General features: G+C 63.7%; 23 protein-coding genes. 4 read left to right on the top strand and 19 right to left on the bottom strand.

Features of this window, described 5'->3' with window-relative positions:
• Nucleotides 1-26 precede the first annotated feature (26 nt).
• Nucleotides 27-470, top strand: coding sequence for a D-aminoacyl-tRNA deacylase (dtd, locus tag ACLMAJ_RS37920; protein WP_412018754.1), 444 nt, complete (start codon nt 27-29; stop codon nt 468-470).
• Between the two features lie 14 nt (nt 471-484).
• On the opposite strand, the gene ACLMAJ_RS37915 is transcribed toward dtd, so the two are convergent.
• Nucleotides 485-1,462, bottom strand: a complete 978-nt coding sequence (locus tag ACLMAJ_RS37915) for an alpha/beta hydrolase family protein (protein WP_412018746.1) — start codon at nt 1,460-1,462, stop codon at nt 485-487.
• A gap of 62 nt (nt 1,463-1,524) precedes the next feature.
• Between ACLMAJ_RS37915 and ACLMAJ_RS37910 the strand changes: the two genes are divergently transcribed.
• Nucleotides 1,525-2,103, top strand: a complete 579-nt coding sequence (locus ACLMAJ_RS37910) for a helix-turn-helix domain-containing protein (protein WP_412018745.1) — start codon at nt 1,525-1,527, stop codon at nt 2,101-2,103.
• A gap of 927 nt (nt 2,104-3,030) precedes the next feature.
• Here ACLMAJ_RS37910 and map read toward each other — a convergent pair.
• From map to rplN, 15 genes are all read right to left on the bottom strand, one after another.
• The gene (gene map, locus ACLMAJ_RS37905) at nt 3,031-3,831 is read right to left on the bottom strand and encodes a type I methionyl aminopeptidase (RefSeq protein ID WP_412018744.1); all 801 of its coding nucleotides are present in this window, start codon (nt 3,829-3,831) and stop codon (nt 3,031-3,033) included.
• Between the two features lie 38 nt (nt 3,832-3,869).
• On the bottom strand, nt 3,870-4,415 hold the full coding sequence (locus tag ACLMAJ_RS37900) for an adenylate kinase (RefSeq protein WP_412018743.1): 546 nt from the start codon (nt 4,413-4,415) through the stop codon (nt 3,870-3,872).
• Nucleotides 4,412-5,734 carry a preprotein translocase subunit SecY gene (gene secY, locus ACLMAJ_RS37895; RefSeq protein ID WP_412018742.1) on the bottom strand — a complete coding sequence of 441 codons (1,323 nt, stop codon included), beginning with the start codon at nt 5,732-5,734 and terminating at the stop codon, nt 4,412-4,414. The genes ACLMAJ_RS37900 and secY overlap by 4 nt, the downstream gene beginning before the upstream one ends.
• 137 nt (nt 5,735-5,871) lie before the next feature.
• The gene (rplO, locus tag ACLMAJ_RS37890; RefSeq protein WP_412018741.1) at nt 5,872-6,315 is read right to left on the bottom strand and encodes a 50S ribosomal protein L15; all 444 of its coding nucleotides are present in this window, start codon (nt 6,313-6,315) and stop codon (nt 5,872-5,874) included.
• A 1-nt stretch (nt 6,316) separates the two neighbouring features.
• Nucleotides 6,317-6,496, bottom strand: coding sequence for a 50S ribosomal protein L30 (rpmD, locus tag ACLMAJ_RS37885; RefSeq protein WP_412018740.1), 180 nt, complete (start codon nt 6,494-6,496; stop codon nt 6,317-6,319).
• Nucleotides 6,497-7,159, bottom strand: coding sequence for a 30S ribosomal protein S5 (gene rpsE / locus ACLMAJ_RS37880; RefSeq protein ID WP_412018739.1), 663 nt, complete (start codon nt 7,157-7,159; stop codon nt 6,497-6,499).
• Nucleotides 7,160-7,190: 31 nt separating this feature from the next.
• Entirely contained in the window at nt 7,191-7,598 is a 408-nt protein-coding gene (rplR, locus tag ACLMAJ_RS37875) for a 50S ribosomal protein L18 (protein WP_412018738.1), read from the bottom strand.
• 2 nt (nt 7,599-7,600) lie between these two features.
• Entirely contained in the window at nt 7,601-8,140 is a 540-nt protein-coding gene (gene rplF / locus ACLMAJ_RS37870) for a 50S ribosomal protein L6 (RefSeq protein ID WP_412018737.1), read from the bottom strand.
• A 14-nt stretch (nt 8,141-8,154) separates the two neighbouring features.
• Nucleotides 8,155-8,553, bottom strand: a complete 399-nt coding sequence (gene rpsH / locus ACLMAJ_RS37865) for a 30S ribosomal protein S8 (protein ID WP_412018736.1) — start codon at nt 8,551-8,553, stop codon at nt 8,155-8,157.
• A gap of 389 nt (nt 8,554-8,942) precedes the next feature.
• Complete coding sequence (locus tag ACLMAJ_RS37860) at nt 8,943-10,346, bottom strand: MFS transporter (RefSeq protein ID WP_412018735.1); 1,404 nt, start codon at nt 10,344-10,346, stop codon at nt 8,943-8,945.
• 40 nt (nt 10,347-10,386) lie between these two features.
• Complete coding sequence (egtD, locus tag ACLMAJ_RS37855) at nt 10,387-11,361, bottom strand: L-histidine N(alpha)-methyltransferase (protein WP_412018753.1); 975 nt, start codon at nt 11,359-11,361, stop codon at nt 10,387-10,389.
• Nucleotides 11,362-12,032: 671 nt separating this feature from the next.
• Nucleotides 12,033-12,218 carry a type Z 30S ribosomal protein S14 gene (locus ACLMAJ_RS37850; RefSeq protein ID WP_412018734.1) on the bottom strand — a complete coding sequence of 62 codons (186 nt, stop codon included), beginning with the start codon at nt 12,216-12,218 and terminating at the stop codon, nt 12,033-12,035.
• 2 nt (nt 12,219-12,220) lie between these two features.
• Entirely contained in the window at nt 12,221-12,784 is a 564-nt protein-coding gene (rplE, locus tag ACLMAJ_RS37845; RefSeq protein ID WP_412018733.1) for a 50S ribosomal protein L5, read from the bottom strand.
• Nucleotide 12,785: 1 nt separating this feature from the next.
• On the bottom strand, nt 12,786-13,103 hold the full coding sequence (gene rplX, locus ACLMAJ_RS37840; RefSeq protein ID WP_412018732.1) for a 50S ribosomal protein L24: 318 nt from the start codon (nt 13,101-13,103) through the stop codon (nt 12,786-12,788).
• Between the two features lies 1 nt (nt 13,104).
• Nucleotides 13,105-13,473 carry a 50S ribosomal protein L14 gene (gene rplN / locus ACLMAJ_RS37835; protein ID WP_396995662.1) on the bottom strand — a complete coding sequence of 123 codons (369 nt, stop codon included), beginning with the start codon at nt 13,471-13,473 and terminating at the stop codon, nt 13,105-13,107.
• A gap of 345 nt (nt 13,474-13,818) precedes the next feature.
• Here rplN and ACLMAJ_RS37830 point away from each other — a divergent pair, with 345 nt between their 5' ends.
• Together ACLMAJ_RS37830 and ACLMAJ_RS37825 are read left to right on the top strand one after the other, a co-directional pair.
• Nucleotides 13,819-15,864 carry a M13 family metallopeptidase gene (locus tag ACLMAJ_RS37830; protein WP_412018731.1) on the top strand — a complete coding sequence of 682 codons (2,046 nt, stop codon included), beginning with the start codon at nt 13,819-13,821 and terminating at the stop codon, nt 15,862-15,864.
• 95 nt (nt 15,865-15,959) lie between these two features.
• Complete coding sequence (locus tag ACLMAJ_RS37825) at nt 15,960-17,993, top strand: M13 family metallopeptidase (protein ID WP_412018730.1); 2,034 nt, start codon at nt 15,960-15,962, stop codon at nt 17,991-17,993.
• Between the two features lie 145 nt (nt 17,994-18,138).
• On the opposite strand, the gene ACLMAJ_RS37820 is transcribed toward ACLMAJ_RS37825, so the two are convergent.
• From ACLMAJ_RS37820 to ACLMAJ_RS37810, 3 genes are all read right to left on the bottom strand, one after another.
• Nucleotides 18,139-18,348 carry a DUF397 domain-containing protein gene (locus ACLMAJ_RS37820; RefSeq protein ID WP_412018729.1) on the bottom strand — a complete coding sequence of 70 codons (210 nt, stop codon included), beginning with the start codon at nt 18,346-18,348 and terminating at the stop codon, nt 18,139-18,141.
• 48 nt (nt 18,349-18,396) lie between these two features.
• Nucleotides 18,397-18,594 carry a DUF397 domain-containing protein gene (locus ACLMAJ_RS37815; RefSeq protein ID WP_412018728.1) on the bottom strand — a complete coding sequence of 66 codons (198 nt, stop codon included), beginning with the start codon at nt 18,592-18,594 and terminating at the stop codon, nt 18,397-18,399.
• 8 nt (nt 18,595-18,602) lie between these two features.
• A partial coding sequence (locus tag ACLMAJ_RS37810) for a DUF5753 domain-containing protein (RefSeq protein ID WP_412018726.1) occupies nt 18,603-19,200 on the bottom strand: 598 nt, incomplete at its 5' end.

Genomic DNA, 19,200 nt, shown 5'->3' with positions numbered 1-19,200 from the left:
CCGAATCACACGGCATGATCACCAGTGTGCGAGTCCTATTGCAGCGAGTGACCTCCGCCGAGGTGACGGTCGACGACGAGATCGTCGGCCGGATCGACCCGGCCGCCCATAGCGCACCCCACGGCCTGGTGGCTCTGGTCGGTGTCACGCACGGCGACACCGAAGCGATCGCGAAAACCTTGGCGGACAAAGTGTGGCGGCTGCGCATACTCGACGGCGAACGCTCCGCGGCCGACCTGGACGCGCCCATCCTGGTGGTCAGCCAGTTCACCCTCTACGCCGACACCGCCAAGGGGCGGCGACCCTCCTGGAACGCCGCGGCCTCCGGCGCGGTCGCCGAGCCCATCGTCGACGCGTTCGCCCAGACCCTGCGCGATTTGGGCGCGACCGTCGCCACCGGCCGCTTCGGCGCCCACATGCACATCGATCTCAACAACGACGGCCCCGTCACCGTACTTCTGGAAGGCTGATCTGCCACCGAACCTCACGCGGACATGAGCCAATCGGCGATGTCCGCGACGACGTCGGCATCGACGTGCTGCGGCCGCGCGTAATCGTCGGGCAGCGACGGACCGGCCCCCGGGAAGAAGAGGTGGTCATCGGCTGGGCAGATACGAATGGTGACGTCGGCGCGATCAGCGAGCCCCGCCCGCCATCCGGCCAGATCCTCAGCCACTGTGACCTGATAATCGCGCTCACCCTGCAAAATCAGCATGGGTATGTGCAGCGTGGCCGCGACCGCGACCGGGTCATAGGCGCGCTGGTCGAGCCAGTACCGTGCGGGCATGCCGAACGGCAGCTTGTCGGTGGGCGTGGCCGGTGAAAGTTCTGGGCTGTCCACCATTTCGGCCTGCTCGATGGCGGTCTCGAGCGGTGGCAGCGCCGTGAGAGCCGCCGGAGCGATGTCGGCGAGGACTCGCAGGACGCGCACGATGGACCAGTGCATCGGCTGCGTATCACCGGCGAGAATGACGATGCCCGCGACCGATGGAGCCGCGGCGGCCACTCGCGGCGCAAGCTTCCCGCCCATGCTGTGGCCGACCACGAACACTCGCGCGGCATCGACGGTCGGTAGCCCGCCGAGGATCTCGACCGCCGCGACCGCGGGCGGCACATACTCTTCGCGCGGCGTGAATTCTGGCGTCGCGGAGACCTTTTCCGCATGCGCGAAGGTGGCCTTGTCGAACCGAAGCACCGCGATCCCCCGGCTGGCCAAACCCCACGCAATGTCCTTGTAGATCTTGTTGGGCCCGACGGTTCCGTCGGCGTCGAAGGGTCCACCGCCTGCCAACAGCACCGCGGCGGGATGCGGACCGTCGCCGAGCGGGATGCTCAGCGTGCCCGACACCGCGAACTCTCCGGACCCGACGATCACCTCGCGCTCACCGAACACGTCGGGGTTCGCGTAGTCCGGCGCTTGCCACGACGCCAGCTCCGTGACGGCCGAATCGCTTTCATCCATATGCCCTCCAAACTCAACGTTCTCAACTTTGAGAACGGTATCATGAGTGAGAACATTCGGTAATGGACTCCTTGGAGCTGCTGGTCCACCCGGTGCGGTTGCGGATCGTGCACGCGATGTCGGGCGGACAGGCCCTGACAACGGCACAGCTGTGCGCCCGAATGCCCGACGTATCGAAGGCCACCGTCTACCGCCACGTCGAACTGCTGACGAGTGGCGGCATCCTCGAGGTGGACAGCGAGCAGCGGGTGCGCGGTGCGGTCGAGCGCCACTACCGGCTACGCAGGGAACGCGCCGTGATCGACGCCGATACGGCCGCGTCGGCCTCCAAGGACGACCATCGCAGGATCTTCGCGGCCGCGATGGCCACGCTGCTCGCGGAGTTCAGCACCTACCTCGACCGCGACGAGGCGCACCCGACCGAGGACATGGTCGGCTATCGGCAGCATGCCGTATGGCTCGACCACGACGAGGTCGTCGAGCTGATCTCCGATATGCGGGCCGCGATCGTTCCGCGGCTGAAAAACGCTCCGGCGCCGGGGCGTTCGCAATATCTACTCAGCCCGATCATGTTTCCGATCGACCAGTCGAATGCCACCACCGAAACGACGGCTGCTCGAAACACCGATAAACCCAACTAGTTTCGGCACAGGCATCGGATGACGAGCAAGCCCCAAGCAGGGAGGAGGTCCCTGTGGTGCAGACATGGACCGCGGAGTTGTCTGCACCGCCGAAACCGGACGAGGACAACCTCCCGAACCATCCGCTGTTGCTCGACTTCGAACCCCGAGTTCCCGCACACACAAAGGCGAACCGCCGATCTGCTGGGCCGAATCCTCGACTACCTGCACAGCGGGCCCGAGACCGCCGGAGATGACTCCGACCTGCCGATTATCACCGAACCATCCACGCTATGCGCTGTCCCGAAACACCTGCGCCCCAACACAACCGAGGGCACTCGTTGGCAAAATGCGTGGCAGCCCAGCGGAATTCGAGTAGTCCCTACTCAGGTGAGCGGTCGCCGGTGCGACATACGATCTCTACATCGTCAAGAGTTCATCTCGAGCAGGGAAGGAAAACCACTGACACACCACAGCGTTCGAACCGGCTGCTTGACCGAAAGGCAAGGTCAGACGTGCAGACGCGGGTGGAAGGAACGACGTCACCGATCCAGCGACGAGCTGGGGTATCGCCCGGTGACACCGGCTGATCGACCACTGTGTCGAGGTCGGTGTCGCGAGGCGTGATCGCCCTGCGGGTCTACCCGCGGCGTCAGTGCGTATCGGGCCTCGCCGCGTAACGTCACCATGCCGTTCGTCGTCGAATGTCGCGGCACCCCACCTCAGAGCACTTGCGATGTCGGCGCTCTCGGTACCGGTGTGTAGTCCGGATCGCTCCGTCGTCGATGTCGGCGGACGAGATCGGTGCTCCGTCAATGTCGGCGCATCCGCCAATGTGCCGCTTCGTGGATGTGCTCCGTCAAGGTCGGAGCACATATGCTCCGAAAACGTCGGAGCACCTGCAACGTTCATGCCTCGTCAATGTCGAGGCACTCAACGGGGGTCCGACTATTCGGGCCGCAACGTCAGAATTCGCGGGCCGTCTTCGGTGACGGCGACCGTGTGCTCCCAATGTGCGGAGCGACTACCGTCGATGGTCACTACGGTCCAGTCGTCGTCGAGCACCTTCGTCTGAGTCGTGCCCAATGTCAGCATCGGCTCGATCGCGAGGACTGATCCGACAACGAGTCTCGGCCCCTTGCCGGGTTCGCCCTCGTTGGCGAGGAAGGGATCCATGTGCATTTCGCGGCCGATAGCGTGGCCGCCGTAACCGTCGACGATGCCGTAGACGCGGCCGTGCAATTGCTCCGCGGCGCGGGTGCCGAGTTCGATGGCGTGTGAGATATCCGTCAGCCGGTTATCGGGCAGCATTGCCTCGATACCGGCCTCCATGGACAGTTTGGTCGCCTCGCTGAGCAGCCGATCGGCGTCGATGATCGGGCCGACGCCGAACGTCCATGCCGAATCACCGTGCCAGCCGTCGAGAATCGCGCCGCAGTCGATGGAGACGAGATCGCCGTCGGTGAGGATTTCCTCGGACGTCGGAATCCCGTGCACCACGCGGTCGTTCACAGACGAGCAGATCGAACCGGGGAAGCCGTGGTAGCCCTTGAAGGACGGCACCGCACCGGCGTCGCGGATCACCTGCTCGGCGACCTCGTCCAGCTCCAGGGTGCTCACCCCGGGTTTGGCGGCATCCCGCACCGCGACGAGCGCGCGACCGACGATGGCCCCTGCCGCCGCCATGGCGTCCAACTCGCCCGCGGTGCGGAAGGGCACCACCTTCTTGTTCTTACGACCGAAGACCATGACGGTTCAGTGTCCCATCGCTGGTGCGGTGCGCGGCATCAGTGTCCCAGCACGCGCAGCGCGCTGGCGTTGACCTCGTCGACTTCGCCGACACCGTCCACGGTGACGACCAGCCCGTCGTAGTGCTCCAGCAGCGGCTCGGTTTCCTCGCGGTACACCCGAAGCCGGTTGCGGATCACGTCTTCGTTGTCGTCGGCGCGGCCACGGGCCAGCATCCGCGCGACAACGGTGTCCTCGGGGACGACGAAGCACAGCACCGCGTCGAGCTTGGTATCCATGTCGGCGAGGATCTTCTCGAGCGCGTCGGCCTGATCGACCGTGCGCGGGTAGCCGTCGAGCACGAAGCCGTTGGCGGCGTCGGGCTCGGCAACCCGGGCCTCGACCATGCGGTTGGTGACATCGCTGGGCACCAGATCGCCCGCATCCATGTACTTCTGCGCTTCGCGCCCCAGCGGGGTCTGCTGGCTGATGTTCGCACGGAACAGGTCGCCGGTGGAGATGTGCGGCACGCCGAGCTTTTCCGAAAGCAGGACGGCCTGGGTGCCCTTGCCGGCACCCGGCGGACCGAGAAGTACAACTCTCACTTGAGGAACCCTTCGTAATTTCGATTCATCAGCTGGCTCTCGATCTGCTTCACGGTGTCCAAGCCGACGCTCACCATGATCAGTACCGCAGTGCCGCCGAACGGAAGGTTCTGGGCACCACTGTTGGAACCGATGTCGAGGAACAGATTCGGCAGGACCGCGACGAGACCGAGGTAGATCGAGCCGGGGAGGGTAATGCGGCTCAGCACAAAATTGAGATAGTCAGCCGTCGGCTTTCCGGGGCGGTAGCCCGGAATGAATCCGCCGAACTTCTTCATCTCGTCGGCGCGTTCCTCCGGATTGAAGGTGATCGCGACATAGAAGTAGGTGAAGAACACGATCAGACCGAAGTAGATCGCGATGTACACCGGGTTGCCCGGATTCACCAGATATTTCTGGATGATCTCTTGGTACCAGGCCTGGTCGGTCGACGACTTCGACGTCGTCAGCTGGGCGACCAGATTCGGCAGGTACAACAGCGATGACGCGAAGATCACCGGGATGACGCCGGCCTGATTGACCTTCAGCGGCAGATAGGTCGAGGAGCCGCCGTACATCTTGCGGCCGACGACTCTCTTGGCGTACTGCACCGGAATCCGGCGCTGCCCCTGCTCGACGAAGATCACCGCCGCGATGATGGCAAGCGCGGCGAGGCAGACCAGGCTGAAGACCAGCGGGCCACGGCTGTCGAGAATGCCCTTGCCCTGCGACGGGATACGGGCGGCGATACCGGCGAAGATCAGCAGCGACATACCGTTGCCGACGCCACGCTCGGTGATCTGCTCACCGAACCACATGACAAGCGCGGCACCGGCGGTCATCACCAGCACGATGATGATCATGCCGAAGATGCTGGTGTCGGCGAGAATATCCTTCTGGCAGCCCTGCAACAGCTGCCCACGGGCCGCGAGCGCGACCAGACCGGTGGCCTGCAGGATCGCGAGCGCGATCGACAGGTACCTGGTGTACTGCGTCATCTTGTTCTGGCCGGATTGGCCTTCTTTTCGCAGTTCCTCGAACCGCGGGATGACGACAGTCAGCAGCTGAATAATGATGCTGGCGGTGATGTAGGGCATGATGCCGATCGCGAAAACCGACAACTGCAGTAGGGCACCACCGGAGAACAGGTTGATCAGCTGATAGATACCGGCCGAATCACCACCGGAAACCAGGTCTATACATTCATGGACGGCCTTGTAATCAACACCGGGGGACGGCAGCGCGGCACCCAAGCGGTACAACGCGATCAACCCCAGCGTGAAGAGAATCTTCCGCCGTAAGTCCGGAGTCCGGAAGGCCGATACGAAGGCGGAAAGCACAGATCCTCCTGGCGAACGACATGGTCATGCCATGGAAATAAACCCCATGACTAGGCTTGGCAGACAACAACTTGAACTCTAACAGTGGCACCGGACGAGCTCTCACTCGTCCGGTGCCACTCGTTATGCAGAGTACGTCAGCCCAGCTCGGTGACGGTGCCACCGGCCGCGGTGATCTTTTCCTTGGCGGCACCGGTGACCTTGTCAACGGTCACCTGGACCGCGACACCGATCTCGCCGTCACCGAGGATCTTGACCAGCTGGTTCTTGCGAACCGCGCCGGCGGCAACGAGCTCGGCCTTGCCGATCTCGCCACCCTCGGGGAACAACGTGGCGATCGCGCCGATGTTCACGACCTGGTATTCCGTGCGGAACCGGTTCGTGAAGCCCTTGAGCTTGGGCAGCCGCATGTGCAGCGGCATCTGCCCACCCTCGAAGGAGGCGGGAACGTTTTTGCGAGCCTTGGTGCCCTTGGTACCGCGGCCCGCGGTCTTGCCCTTGGAGCCGTCACCGCGACCCACACGGGTCTTCTCGGTCTTGGCGCCGGGAGCCGGACGCAGGTGGTGCAACTTGATGGTCATGTCAGACCTCCTCAACTGTTACGAGGTGGCGCACGACGTTGATCAGCCCACGGTTCTGAGGGGTGTCCTCGCGAACCACGGTCTGGCGGATCTTGCGCAGACCCAGCGTGCGCATGCTGGCGCGCTGGTTGGCCTTCGCACCGATCGTGCTCTTGATCTGGGTTACCTTGAGATCTGCCATTTACCTGGCACCTCCAGCGACCTGGCGCGCACGCAGCATGCCCGCAGGAGCAACGTCCTCGAGGGGCAGACCACGACGGGCCGCGACCTCTTCGGGACGCTGCAACATCTTGAGCGCCGCAACCGTCGCGTGCACGACGTTGATGGCGTTGTCGCTACCGAGCGACTTCGCCAGGATGTCATGGATACCAGCGCATTCCAGCACGGCACGAGCCGCGCCACCGGCGATCACACCGGTACCCGGCGAAGCCGGACGCAGCATGACGACACCCGCCGCCGCCTCACCCTGAACGGGGTGGACGATGGTGGAGCCGATCATCGGGACGCGGAAGAAGCTCTTGCGAGCCTCCTCGACACCCTTCTGGATGGCCGCGGGAACTTCCTTGGCCTTGCCGTAGCCGACGCCGACCAAACCGTTGCCGTCACCGACGATCACGAGGGCGGTGAAGCTGAAGCGACGACCACCCTTCACGACCTTGGAGACGCGGTTGATCGCGACGACGCGCTCGAGCTGGTTCTTCTCGGCAGCGTTGTCGCGACGGTTGTCGCCGCCGCCACGCCGATCACGGCCACCGCCGCGAGCGTTGGTGTCGCCACCCCCAGCGGGGCCACTCTGCTGTCCGGCGGGTCCGTTGCCGCCGTCACGCCGTTGACGTCCCGGCATCAGACGTTCCTTCCGTAAATGTTTGCAGTCATCAGAACTTCAACCCACCTTCGCGAGCGGCATCGGCAAGCGCCGCGATGCGGCCGTGGTAGTCGTGACCACCACGGTCGAACACGATGGCCTCGATACCGGCAGCCTTGGCGCGCTCGGCCAGCAGGGCGCCGACCTTCTTGCCCTTGGCCGACTTGTCGCCGTCCAGCGCGCGCACATCGGCCTCGATCGAGGACGCGGCGGCGACGGTCTTGCCGATCGAGTCGTCGATGAGCTGTGCGTGCAGGTGACGCGAGGAGCGGTTGACCACCAGACGCGGACGCTCGGTGGTGCCGACGACCTTCTTGCGCAGACGGAAGTGGCGACGCGTCTTCGACAGACGACGCCTTGTCGACGCGTCCTTGCCAACCGGAATGCGCTTGGCCTTCTGATTTTCGGTTTGCGCCATGATCACTTACCTGTCTTTCCGACCTTGCGGCGAACGACCTCGCCGGCGTAGCGGATGCCCTTGCCCTTGTACGGGTCGGGCTTGCGCAGTCCGTGGATCACAGCGGAGATCTGGCCGACCGCCTGCTTGTCGATACCGGACACGGAGAATTTGGTGGGCGTCTCCACCGCGAAGGTGATGCCCGCCGGCGCCTCGATCGGGACCGGGTGGCTGTAGCCGAGGGCGAATTCCAAGTTGGAACCCTTGGCCTGCACGCGGTAACCGACGCCGAAGATTTCCATCTTCTTCTCGTAGCCCTTGGTCACACCCTCGACCATGTTCGAGACCAGGGTGCGGGTCAGGCCGTGCAGCGCGCGGCTGCGACGCTCGTCGTCCGGACGCACGACCTCGAGCTGGCCGTCCTCACCCTTGGAGATGGTGATCGGCTCGGCGACCGTGTGCGACAGGGTGCCCTTGGGCCCCTTGACCGACACGTTCTGGCCCTCGATGGTGACATCGACGCCTGCGGGAATTGCGATGGGCTTCTTGCCAATACGCGACATTGTCCTACCTCCCCTTACCAGACGTAGGCGAGGACTTCCCCGCCTACACCTTGCTTGGCCGCCTGGCGATCAGTGAGCAGACCGGTCGACGTGGAGATAATCGCCACGCCGAGGCCGCCCAGGACCTTGGGCAGGTTGGTGGATTTTGCGTACACGCGCAGACCCGGCTTGCTGACGCGGCGCAGGCCCTGAAGGCTGCGCTCACGGCTGGGGCCGTACTTGAGGTCGACAATGAGGCTCTTGCCCACGGTCGCGTCCTCGGTGCGGTAGTCGGCGATGTAGCCCTCGCGCTTGAGGATCTCGGCGATGTTCACCTTGAGCTTCGAGTGCGGGCTCTTCACCTGATCGTGGTACGCCGAGTTGGCATTGCGCAGACGTGTCAAGAAGTCCGCGATCGGATCTGTCATGGTCATGGTTAGACCTCGACACCTTTCTCGCTGCGGTTCCCATTCAACACCGGCGTAAATAACGACATGCCGGTCGTGGGCCTACAGCAATTGGGCTGGTCCGGTCGACGCTTGCCGACCGGATGAGTTCTCATAAGAGTTCTCGGTGCCTGAGCCTGCCCGAAGGCCGATGCAGTCACTGCATCAAGGACATGCGGGCACACTCGTGCCCAGGCAACCGCTCTAGTGTAGACAAGCCCCAGCTGGGGGCAAAATCCGGGTGGAACCGCGAGGAAGAGCTGGAATTCGGCCTGCTCCGAATCGCCCTCCCGAGCGTCCCGCTGACCGTGGTGCGCGAATCCATCGCCAACGCCCTGGTACACCGCTGAGGGCCGGTCCCCGGTGGCGGAGGTTTATCAGACCTTCCGCGATCTCGGCATGAGAATGGCGGCGAGGGCAGCACCGGCAACGAAAAGGCCGACGCAGATCCACATGGCGGCCCGGTAGCCTGCGCTGAAGGCGACGGTGTCGGTGAGCGGCGCGTGGGAGATGCCGACGAAGCCGGGGACCGCGGCGACGGCGAGCAACTGGGCGATGCGTGCGATGGCATTGTTGACGCCGGATGCGACCCCGGCCTCCTCGGTCGGCGCAGCGGCGAATACCGATTCGGTCAGTGGAGCCACGAATACGGCCATGCCCATGCCGAATAACACGACACCGGGCAGCACCGCGGTCGAATACGAACCGTGCGTGCCGATTCTGGCCAGCAGCCCCGATCCGGCGGCAGCCAGGAGCAACCCGATCGCAATCGGGGCGCGCGCACCGTGCCGTTGCGCCCACTGCCCGACCCACGTCGAGGACAGCAACATGATCGCGGTGATCGGCACCGTCGCCATCCCCGCAGCAAGGGGAGAGTATCCGGCGGCGACCTGCAACTGGAGCAGCAACAGGAACAAGACACACCCCAGCGCGGCATACACCGGAAACGTGACCAGATTGACCACGGTGAACACTCGCGAACCGAACAGCGTCGGCGGCACCAGCGGGTAGCGGCTGCGCGCCTGCACGATCACGAACACGACAAGCAGCGCAACACCGACCAATTCCATCCAGGTCCGCGCGGCGATGAAACCATAGGTCAACATCCCCAGCCCCGCGACGACCGCAGCGGTTCCGAGCACATCCAGTCGCTGGGGCGCGTGCGGATCCCGGGATTCCGGTACGCGTCGCGCCGCGATGACGGCAACGGCTACCGCAAGCGGAACATTGATCAGGAACACCGAACGCCACCCGGCCAGCTCTACCAACCACCCGCCTGCGACCGGCCCGACCGCCCCCGCCACGCCCCCTAGACCGGACCATATTCCGATCGCCGCACCCTGATCACGCGGATCTATCGACGCGGAGATCAGCGCCAAACTGCCCGGGGTGATCAGCGCGCCCGCGATACCCTGCGCCACCCGCGCCGCCACCAGCATCGGGATGTCCGATGCAACGCCGCACCACGCCGAGGACACCGCGAAACCGACACAGCCCCATACGAATACCGTGCGCCGACCGAATCGGTCGCCGAGCGCCCCGCCCACCAGGATCAGCGATGCCAAGGCAAGGGTGTAACCGCTCGCCACCCACTGCAAGCCGACCATATCGGTGCCGAGGTCCGACCCGATCCGCGGTGCTGCAATGGTGACCACCGTGGCATCGAGGGACACCACCGCCGAGCCGAGCACGGTCGCCGCGACAATCCACCGCCCGGCACTCGATCGCAGCCGGGCCCGCTCGGCGGACAGCGTTACGTTCGCCGCGATGACATCTTTCATGCCGGCCCGACCAACTGCTCGGTCGCTTCGCTACCCGCGCTCATCTGCCTGCGAGCACCACAGCGAAGCGGTCGGCGGGGTCGGTCCAGGATCGCTGCACCCGGAACCCGGCCGCCGCGAGTTCGTCGTAAAACGCCGTCAACCGGAACTTCGCCGAGATCTCGGTGCGCAGCTGCTCACCGGCGGCGAATTCGATCACCAGATCCAGGTCCGCCACCGTGACCGTCATATCGACCGTCGCCTCGAGCCGCATCTCGATCCACTCGTTGTCGGCGTCCCACAGCGCGACGTGCGCGAACCGGTCCGGTTCGAAGTCCGCACCGAGCCGGTTGTTCACCACCTGCAGGATGTTTCGGTTGAACTCGGCGGTGACACCGGCGGCATCGTCGTAGGCGGGCACCATCACCGCCGGATCGGTCACCAGGCCCACCCCGAGCAGCAGCTGTTCCCCAGTGTGGAGTACCTCATGGATGCGGCCGAAGAACTCCGCCCGCTCCGCAGGCGTCAGATTGCCGAGCGTGCCGCCGAGCAGCACGATGATCCGTCGGCCACGGCACGGGAGACGATCCAGCTTGTTGGTGAAATCACTGACCATGGCGTGGATCTCGAGTTGCGGAAACTCCTCGTTGATCCAGCCGACGGCGGCTCGCAGAGCGGATTCGGAGACATCCAGTGGTACATACGAGCGCAACGATCCGCGCTCGCTCAACGAACTCAGCAGCAGCCGGGTCTTCTCCGACGAACCTGAGCCGAGTTCGACCAGTTCCGCGGCACCGGCGGCCGCGATCGCGATCTCGACCGCGCTGGTATGCAGTAGCGCGCGCTCAGTCCGCGTCGGATAGTACTCGGGTAGTTCGGTGATCGCGTCGAACAATTTACTGCCCCGCGCATCGTAGAACCATTTCGACGGTAGCCATTTTCGTGGCCCGGACAACCCGCGCCGGACGTCCGCGCACAGCATGGCCCGCATTTCTGCTTCGGTGAGCTGAATATCAATCTTCGGTTCCATGTCGATCGTTGATTCCTTCTCTGCATGTACCCGAGATTTATCGCGATACAGATTATTCATCGAAAATGGAATTCGGTGCGACCGCGGGCGATGCCGAAATCCCAGCCGGCGCGACGAGGTGGTCGATAGCATCGAGGTATGGAACGTCGACGCCGCGCAGTCGATGGATTGCGATCACGTGTCGCTGCACGGTGCCTCCACTTGAAGCCGGACCACCGGGGCCGGACATGTTCCTCGACAGAATTTGGAGTTGGGTCATCTGTCAACGGTTGACAACGTAAAACCATCTGGACAGTCGACTATTAACCGGGCCCCGAGGGCCTTGACTCATACTCGTGCCGACAAGTATGCGACTGCTCAAACCTGGCGATCATTCCCAAGAACGGGAAGAATGATATGACGCGGGGGCGGGGCGGGGAACACCTTCCTCGGCATTCCCATCCATGGCAACGCATAAGCGTTGAAACTGTGTTGGACGAGGACTTCCGGCTTCGGACGATGCGCGACCTCGGCCACGATGACCGCAGCTGACGGCGTTGACGGGCCAGGAATGAACTGACCGGACATCGCCGCGGCGATCCTGAAGCGCGCACCAACGCACAAGGGCACGGCCTCCGCTGGAGGCCGTGCCCTTGTTCAGTTTCGCTTACGCGAGTGCACTCACGAGGAGAGCAAGCTCACCAGGAGCTCTTGTGCACGCCCGGCAGCTCGCCGCGGTGCGCCATCTCACGAAGGCAGATGCGGCACAGGCCGAACTTGCGGTAGACCGCGTGCGGACGGCCGCAACGCTGGCAGCGGGTGTAGGCGCGGACCCCGAACTTCGGCTTAGCCTCGGCTTTGATCCTCAGTGCTTTCTTGGCCATCTTCAGTTCTCCTTGAACGGGAAGCCGAGGTGCTTGAGAAGGGCGCGGCCCTCTTCATTGTTCGTCGCGGTGGTCACGACGGTGATGTCCATACCGCGCGGGCGGTCGATGGAGTCCACGTCGATCTCGTGGAACATCGACTGCTCGCTGAGGCCGAACGTGTAGTTGCCGTTGCCGTCGAACTGCTTCGGCGACAGGCCGCGGAAGTCACGGATACGGGGCAGCGCGATGGAGACGAGCCGGTCGAGGAACTCCCACATGCGATCGCCACGCAGCGTGACCTTCGCACCGATGGGCATGCCCTCACGCAGCTTGAACTGCGCGATCGACTTGGTCGCCTTGCGGACCTCGGGCTTCTGACCGGTGATCAGTTCCAGATCCTTGATGGCGCCGTTGATCAGCTTCGCGTCACGGGCGGCGTCGCCGACACCCATGTTGACGACAACCTTGACAACGCCGGGGATCTGCATCACGTTGGCGTACTCGAACTCGCCGTTCAGCGCGTCCTTGATCTCGGCCCGGTAGCGCGCCTTCAGGCGCGGCTGGGTCTTCTCAGAAGTGCTCATGTCAGATGTCCTTCCCGTTGTTACGGGAGATCCGGACCCGCTTGCCGCTCTCCTCATCGGTGCGGTAACCGACACGGGTCGGCTTGCCATCGGAATCGACGACCATCACGTTGGAGACCTGGATGGGGGCTTCCTGGGTGACGATGCCACCGGAGGAAGCGCCACGCTGGTTCGCGGAATCCGCGACGTGCTTCTTGATCCGATTCACGCCCTCGACCAGGATCTTACCGATCGCCGGGTAGGCCTGAATGACCTTGCCCTTGGCGCCCTTGTCCTTGCCCGAAATGACGAGCACGGTATCGCCCTTGTGCACCTTCATGTCAGAGCACCTCCGGGGCCAGCGAAACGATCTTCATGAACTTCTTCTCGCGCAGCTCGCGGCCGACCGGGCCGAAGATGCGGGTGCCACGCGGATCGTTATCGGGCTTGATGAGCACGGCGGCGTTCTCATCGAACTTGATGTACGAACCGTCCGGGCGACGGCGCTCCTTGGTGGTGCGCACGATGACGGCCTTGACGACCTCACCCTTCTTGACGTTGCCGCCGGGGACAGCGTCCTTGACGGTGGCGACGATGATGTCACCGATGCCGGCATAGCGACGTGACGAGCCACCGAGCACGCGGATGCAAAGAATTTCCTTCGCACCCGTGTTGTCGGCGACACGCAGTCGCGACTCCTGCTGAATCACTTCAGCCTCCTTGACCTGGATGTATACGCACGCCGGATTGCCGACCCGACGGGCATGGTCGTGTAACCACCCGAACGCGCGCCTGCCAGCGGTTATCTGGATCAAAAGGACCCAACCACTGGGGGTTCACGGCCGGATTGCGGGCATAGCTCCCGCAGGCAACCGGTTCAGTGTAGGGGAATCCCCAGGTCGTACCCAAATCGGGTCCGCGCCCCAACCCTGAACTTCGCCTGTGAAAGCCCCGCCGATCAGCGCCTGCGGCCAATCGACTTACTACCCTCGGTGCCGGGAAGATCACTGAAAAGGCTATTCATATTCGGCATCATCGCTGGCGAAGGGGCCCTCTTGAGTTCATCCGCTCGTCCTTTCCGGTTCGACCGTCGCGCTTTCCTGCTCGCGTTAGGGGTGATTCCGGCCACCACGGCGCTGGCCTCCTGCACGCAGCACAAGACGGTGGCGCTCACCGGTGCCGATGTGAGCGGCGCGGATCCGGCGATCCGTCCCGAGGACGACCTGTACCGGCATGTCAGCGGCGTCTGGCTGCGCGACTATCAGCTTCCGCCGGACAAGCCGTCCTACAGTTCGTTCGACGAGGTCAACGACCGCGTCCAGCAGCAGTTGCGCACGATCATCGATGGCATCCGTGACCCTGCGCCCGGTTCCGCGGAGCAGCAGATACGCGATCTCTACGATGCCAAGGTCGATCTGGACGGTATCGAACGGCTCGGGGTGACACCGTTGGCCGATCTGTTCACCGCCATCGACACCGCGGCGACCAAGGCGGATCTCGCCCGAGTAATGGGCGCATTGCCGATCGGCGGCCTGATCGCCCTTGGGGCCAGCGTCGACGAGAAGAGTTCGGGCAACTACATCGCCACAGTCTCTCAGTCCGGCATCGACCCGAATATGGGAGAGCAGTACTACCGCAAGCCTGAATACGCCGAGCAGCTTGCGGCCTATCGGACCTATCTGGAACGCGTTGCCTCCGGTGCGGGCCTGGCCGATCCTCCCGGCACCGCCCAGCGGGTGCTCGAATTGGAGACAAGAATCGCCGCCGGATTCTGGGACAACGTACGGTTGCGCAATCCCGACGCCACCTACAACCTGCTCGACTGGGTCGAATTGACAGCGCTCGCACCGCAATTCGACTGGGACCCGTGGCTGGCCGGCAATACCGACCAACCGAAACACCTGTTCGACAAGGTAGTGGTCGGGCAGCCGTCATTCGTGACGGCGGCGGGGCAATTGTGGGCCGAGGTCGATATCGCGCTGTGGCGGGAGTATCTGCGCATGGCGGTGGTCAAGAAATACGCCTCCGAGCTGCCGAGGGCCATCTCCGATGCGGCGTTCGATTTCACGGGCAAGGCACTACAGGGGCTACAACAGCGGCAAGAGCTGTGGAAAGACGGTATCGAGACCGTCGACGGGAATCTCGGCCAGCAGCTCGGGAAACTCTATGTGGGCCGATATTTTCCGCCTGCCGCGAAGGATCGGGCCAAGGCGATGGTCGCAGATCTCATGGCTGCCTACCGGGACAGCTTTACCCGATCGTCGTGGATGTCGCCGCCGACCAGGGCCGCCGCGATCGTCAAACTGGACAAGATCGACGCGAAAATCGGCTATCCGGACACCTGGATCGATTACTCCCGGTTGCGGATCACCAGGGGAAAATTGATCGAATCCATCAGAGCCGTAGAGCTTTTCGAATCCAAGCGCGCCTTCGCGCGGCTCGGCACCCCGGTCGATCGGTCCGAATGGCGCTTGACGCCGCAAACGGTGAACGCGATGTACAACCCGAGTGTCAATGACATCTCCTTCCCCGCCGCCATTCTGCAGCCCCCGTTCTTCGACCAAGATGCACAAGCGGCGGTCAACTACGGCGGGATCGGCGCGATCATCGGCCACGAGATCGGCCACGGTTTCGACGACCAGGGAGCCAGGTACGACGCCGACGGCAACATACGCGACTGGTGGACCGCACAGGACAAGGCGGCCTTCGACATCAAGACCAAGCAACTCATCGAGCAGTACAACGCGCTGGTACCGCTGGGCCTCGACCCGAGCAAGCACGTCGACGGCGCGCTGACGGTGGGTGAGAACCTCGCCGATCTACGTGGTCTCAGCATCGCGTTGGCCGCGCTGCGGATCGCGCAAGAGCGTGACGGTGGGGGCGATCCCGACTACCGCACCATGTTCATGTCGTGGGCGCGCGTCTGGCGGTCCAAAGCGACCAGGCAGCGGCAGGAATTAGCGCTCGCCCAGGATGTGCACGCACCCAACGAGTTTCGCTGCAATCAGGTTGTCCGCAACATCCCCGAGTTCTACGCCACCTTCGAGGTGCGGGATGGCGACAAGCTGTTCCTCGCGCAGGACCAACGGGTCGCGCTCTGATAGGGCAGGCTTGTGCGACCGATGGCAGGTAGCCTCGGGCGAGCAATACGCATTTGACCAGGATGCGGCCAGACCGCATCGGGAGAGGAATCCTCGTGACATCAACCGGTGGTCCCGGTCAGCTGGACCGTCGTGCCTTCCTGGTCGCGCTCGGGGTCGTACCGGCCGCCGTCGCGTTGGTTTCGTGCTCGAACAACGACACAGTGCGGCTCGCCGGCGTCGATCTGGGCGGCGCCGACAATGCGATCCGGCCGCAGGACGATCTGTATCGGCACGTCAACGGCACCTGGCTGCGGGAATACCAACTGCCGCCCGATAAGGCCGCCGTCGGCGCGATCAGCGAGGCGGGCGACCGAACCCTCGATCAGCTGCGGGCGATCATCGATGGCGTCAAAGACCCGAAAGCCGGCTCGGAGGCGCAGCAGATTCGAGATCTCTATGACGCGCGGATGGATCTCGACACCATCGAGCAGCTCGGGATGACCCCGCTCGCCGACCTGTACGCCAAGATCGACGGCGCCGCGACCAAGCCGGACCTGGCCAAGGTGATGGCCGAGCTGCCCATCTCGGGTCTGATCGCGATCGGCGTCGGGATTGATCGCAAGGACTCCAACGCCTACATCCCGACCATCAGCCAGTCGGGTCTCGGCCTCAGCGAGCAGTACTATCGCAAACCCGAGTACACGACGCAGCTCACGGGATACAAGACCTACGTGGAAAAGATGGCCGCGGGCGCGGGCTTCGCCGATCCGGCCGGGCTGGCGCAGCGGGTGGTCGAGCTGGAGACCAAGATCGCGGCCGTGCACTGGGACAGTGTGCGTAATCGGAACACCGACGCCACCTACAACCTGATGAGCTGGTCCGAATTGACCGCGCTCGGACCGCAATTCGACTGGGAACCGTGGATGGCGGGCAATACCGACCGGCCACGGCAGCTGTTCGACAAGATCGTGGTTTCCCAGCCGTCCTTTGTCACCGGGGCCGCGCAGCTGTGGGCCGACGTCGATATCGCTGTTTGGCGTGAATACCTGCGCACGAGTGTGACCGCGAATTACGGCCGCTTCCTGCCGAAGGCCATCTCCGATGCCAGGTTCGACTTCGTCGGCAGGGTGCTCAGCGGGCTCGACGAACGGCCGGAGTTGTGGAAGTCGGCAGTCGGCGTCGTCGATGAGAATCTCAGCGAGCAGCTCGGCAAACTGTATGTCGCCGAGCACTTTCCGCCCGAAGCCAAGGATCGCGCCAAGGAAATGGTCGCCGATCTCGTGGCCGCCTACAAGGAAAACTTCACCAATTCCACCTGGATGTCACCGCCGACGCGGGCAGCCTCGATCGTCAAGCTCGACAAGATAGAGGCCAGGATCGGCTATCAGGACAAGTGGGACGACTACTCCGGCCTGAAGATCACCAGGGGCAAGCTGATCGAATCCCTGCGCGCGGTCAACACTTTCGAATCCAAGAAGGCGTTCAATCGGCTCGGCACCCCCGTCGACAAGTCCGAATGGGGCATGTCGCCGCAGACGGTGAACGCCTACTACTCCCCGACCAACAACCAAATCACCTTCCCCGCAGCCTATTTGCAGCCGCCGTTCTTCGACAAGGACGCCACCACCGCGGTCAATTACGGCGCGGTCGGCGCGACCATCGGCCACGAAATCGGGCACGGCTTCGACGATCAGGGCTCCAAGTACGACGCCGACGGCAATCGGCGCGACTGGTGGACCCCCGAGGACCTCGCCGCGTTCGAAGCCAAGACCAAGCAGCTCATCGACCAGTACAACGCGCTGGTCCCGGAAGGACTCGATCCGAAGTACCACGTCGACGGCGCGCTTACGGTCGGCGAGAACCTCGCGGACCTGCGCGGACTTCAGATCGCACTGGAGGCCTACCGAATCGCCGCGAAACGCGAGGGCAAGGAACCCGACTACCAGCAGATGTTCTTCTCCCACGCCCGCAGCTGGCGCGAGAAGCAGACCGAAGAAGCCACCATCAGCCAGCTGCAGGACTCCCACTCCCCCAGCGAATTCCGCTGCAACCAGGTGGTCCGAAACCTCGCCGAGTTCTACAACACCTTCGGCGTGAAGGAAGGCGACAAGCTGTTCATGCCGGAGAACCAGCGCGTCAGCTTCTGAGCGCCGCAGGGTTCTGAGCGTCCAGAGAAGCCCGGCCGTGGTGCCGGGCTTCTTCGGTCTGCTGTTGCCGCAGCCCAATACCGCCTGGTCCAGGTATAGAAAACCCTGCCTGCTCACCAAGCGGGGCGATCATCTACAAGTTCGACTACGCCGGTCGGTTGAACTCCCCGTCGGTCACGCCGCCCGTGAAGGCGTCCCACTCGGCGGGCGTGAAGACCAACGCGGGCCCGCCAGGATTCTTGGAGTCCCGCACACCGACCAGCCCGCCGTCCAGGTGCGCGACCTCTACGCAGTCTTGGCCCCCACTACTGCGGCTGCTCTTGAACCACTGAGCCCCGGACAGGTCAACGCTCACGCTTCGTACTTCCTTGCTATCTGAACGATGACGCTCCTTGATTTGTCCTCACCCAACGAACTTGTGATCCGCTATGTCAGCGGTGAAGGCATCCCACTCTGCGGGCGTGAAGATGAGCGTGCCGCCGTCGCGGTTCTTGGTGTCGCGGACGGCAACTCGGCCATCGTCCAGGAATGCGGTCTCGACGCACGCATGCTCGGAGCCGCTGTAGCTGCTCTTGAACCACCGGGCATTCGACAGGCTCATGATCACCTCTAGCTCTTGGAAATCTCCAGGATAAATTCCCTGGATTTCTGTGCTGATAACGCTACACGCTGGAGTTCCTGCCAGGAACTTCGATACCGAGCGTTGTCATCAGGCTCATCGAGAAACAGTGCGCCCTCGTGTCCTTCGATGTAGACCACAGGTGACAGATTCAGCCCTTCGACTGGAGGGAATTCGCACAGGGTGAAGCTGCCGATCACCAGGCCGGGATGCCCTACGACGCTGGTCGGAACCACTCGGATGTTCACGTTGGGAAGCCGTCCAGCCTTCATCAGCGACGCCAGCTGTTCGGTCATGATGTCCGGGCCGCCGACCGGCAGCCGCAGCGACGATTCGGACAACACGACATTCATTTGAAAGTCGGTGTCCTCGGTCAAGCGTTGCTGACGGCGGGTCATCAGCTCAACGCGGCGCTCCAGCTCAACAAGCGAGATATCTCGATAGGCCGCCTGGACGACCGACCGGCGATAGCCGGGCGTCTGGAGCAGGCCGGGCAGAAGCGTCAGTTGGAAGGTGGACAACCGGTTCGCAGTCTCTTCGAGCGACAGGTAGTGGTCGAAGTGCGTGCCATAGGTATCTGCGTACACC

The organism is Nocardia arseniciresistens, from assembly GCF_046764875.1.
Classification (GTDB): domain Bacteria; phylum Actinomycetota; class Actinomycetes; order Mycobacteriales; family Mycobacteriaceae; genus Nocardia; species Nocardia arseniciresistens.
This window is presented reverse-complemented; position numbering and strand designations above follow the sequence as displayed.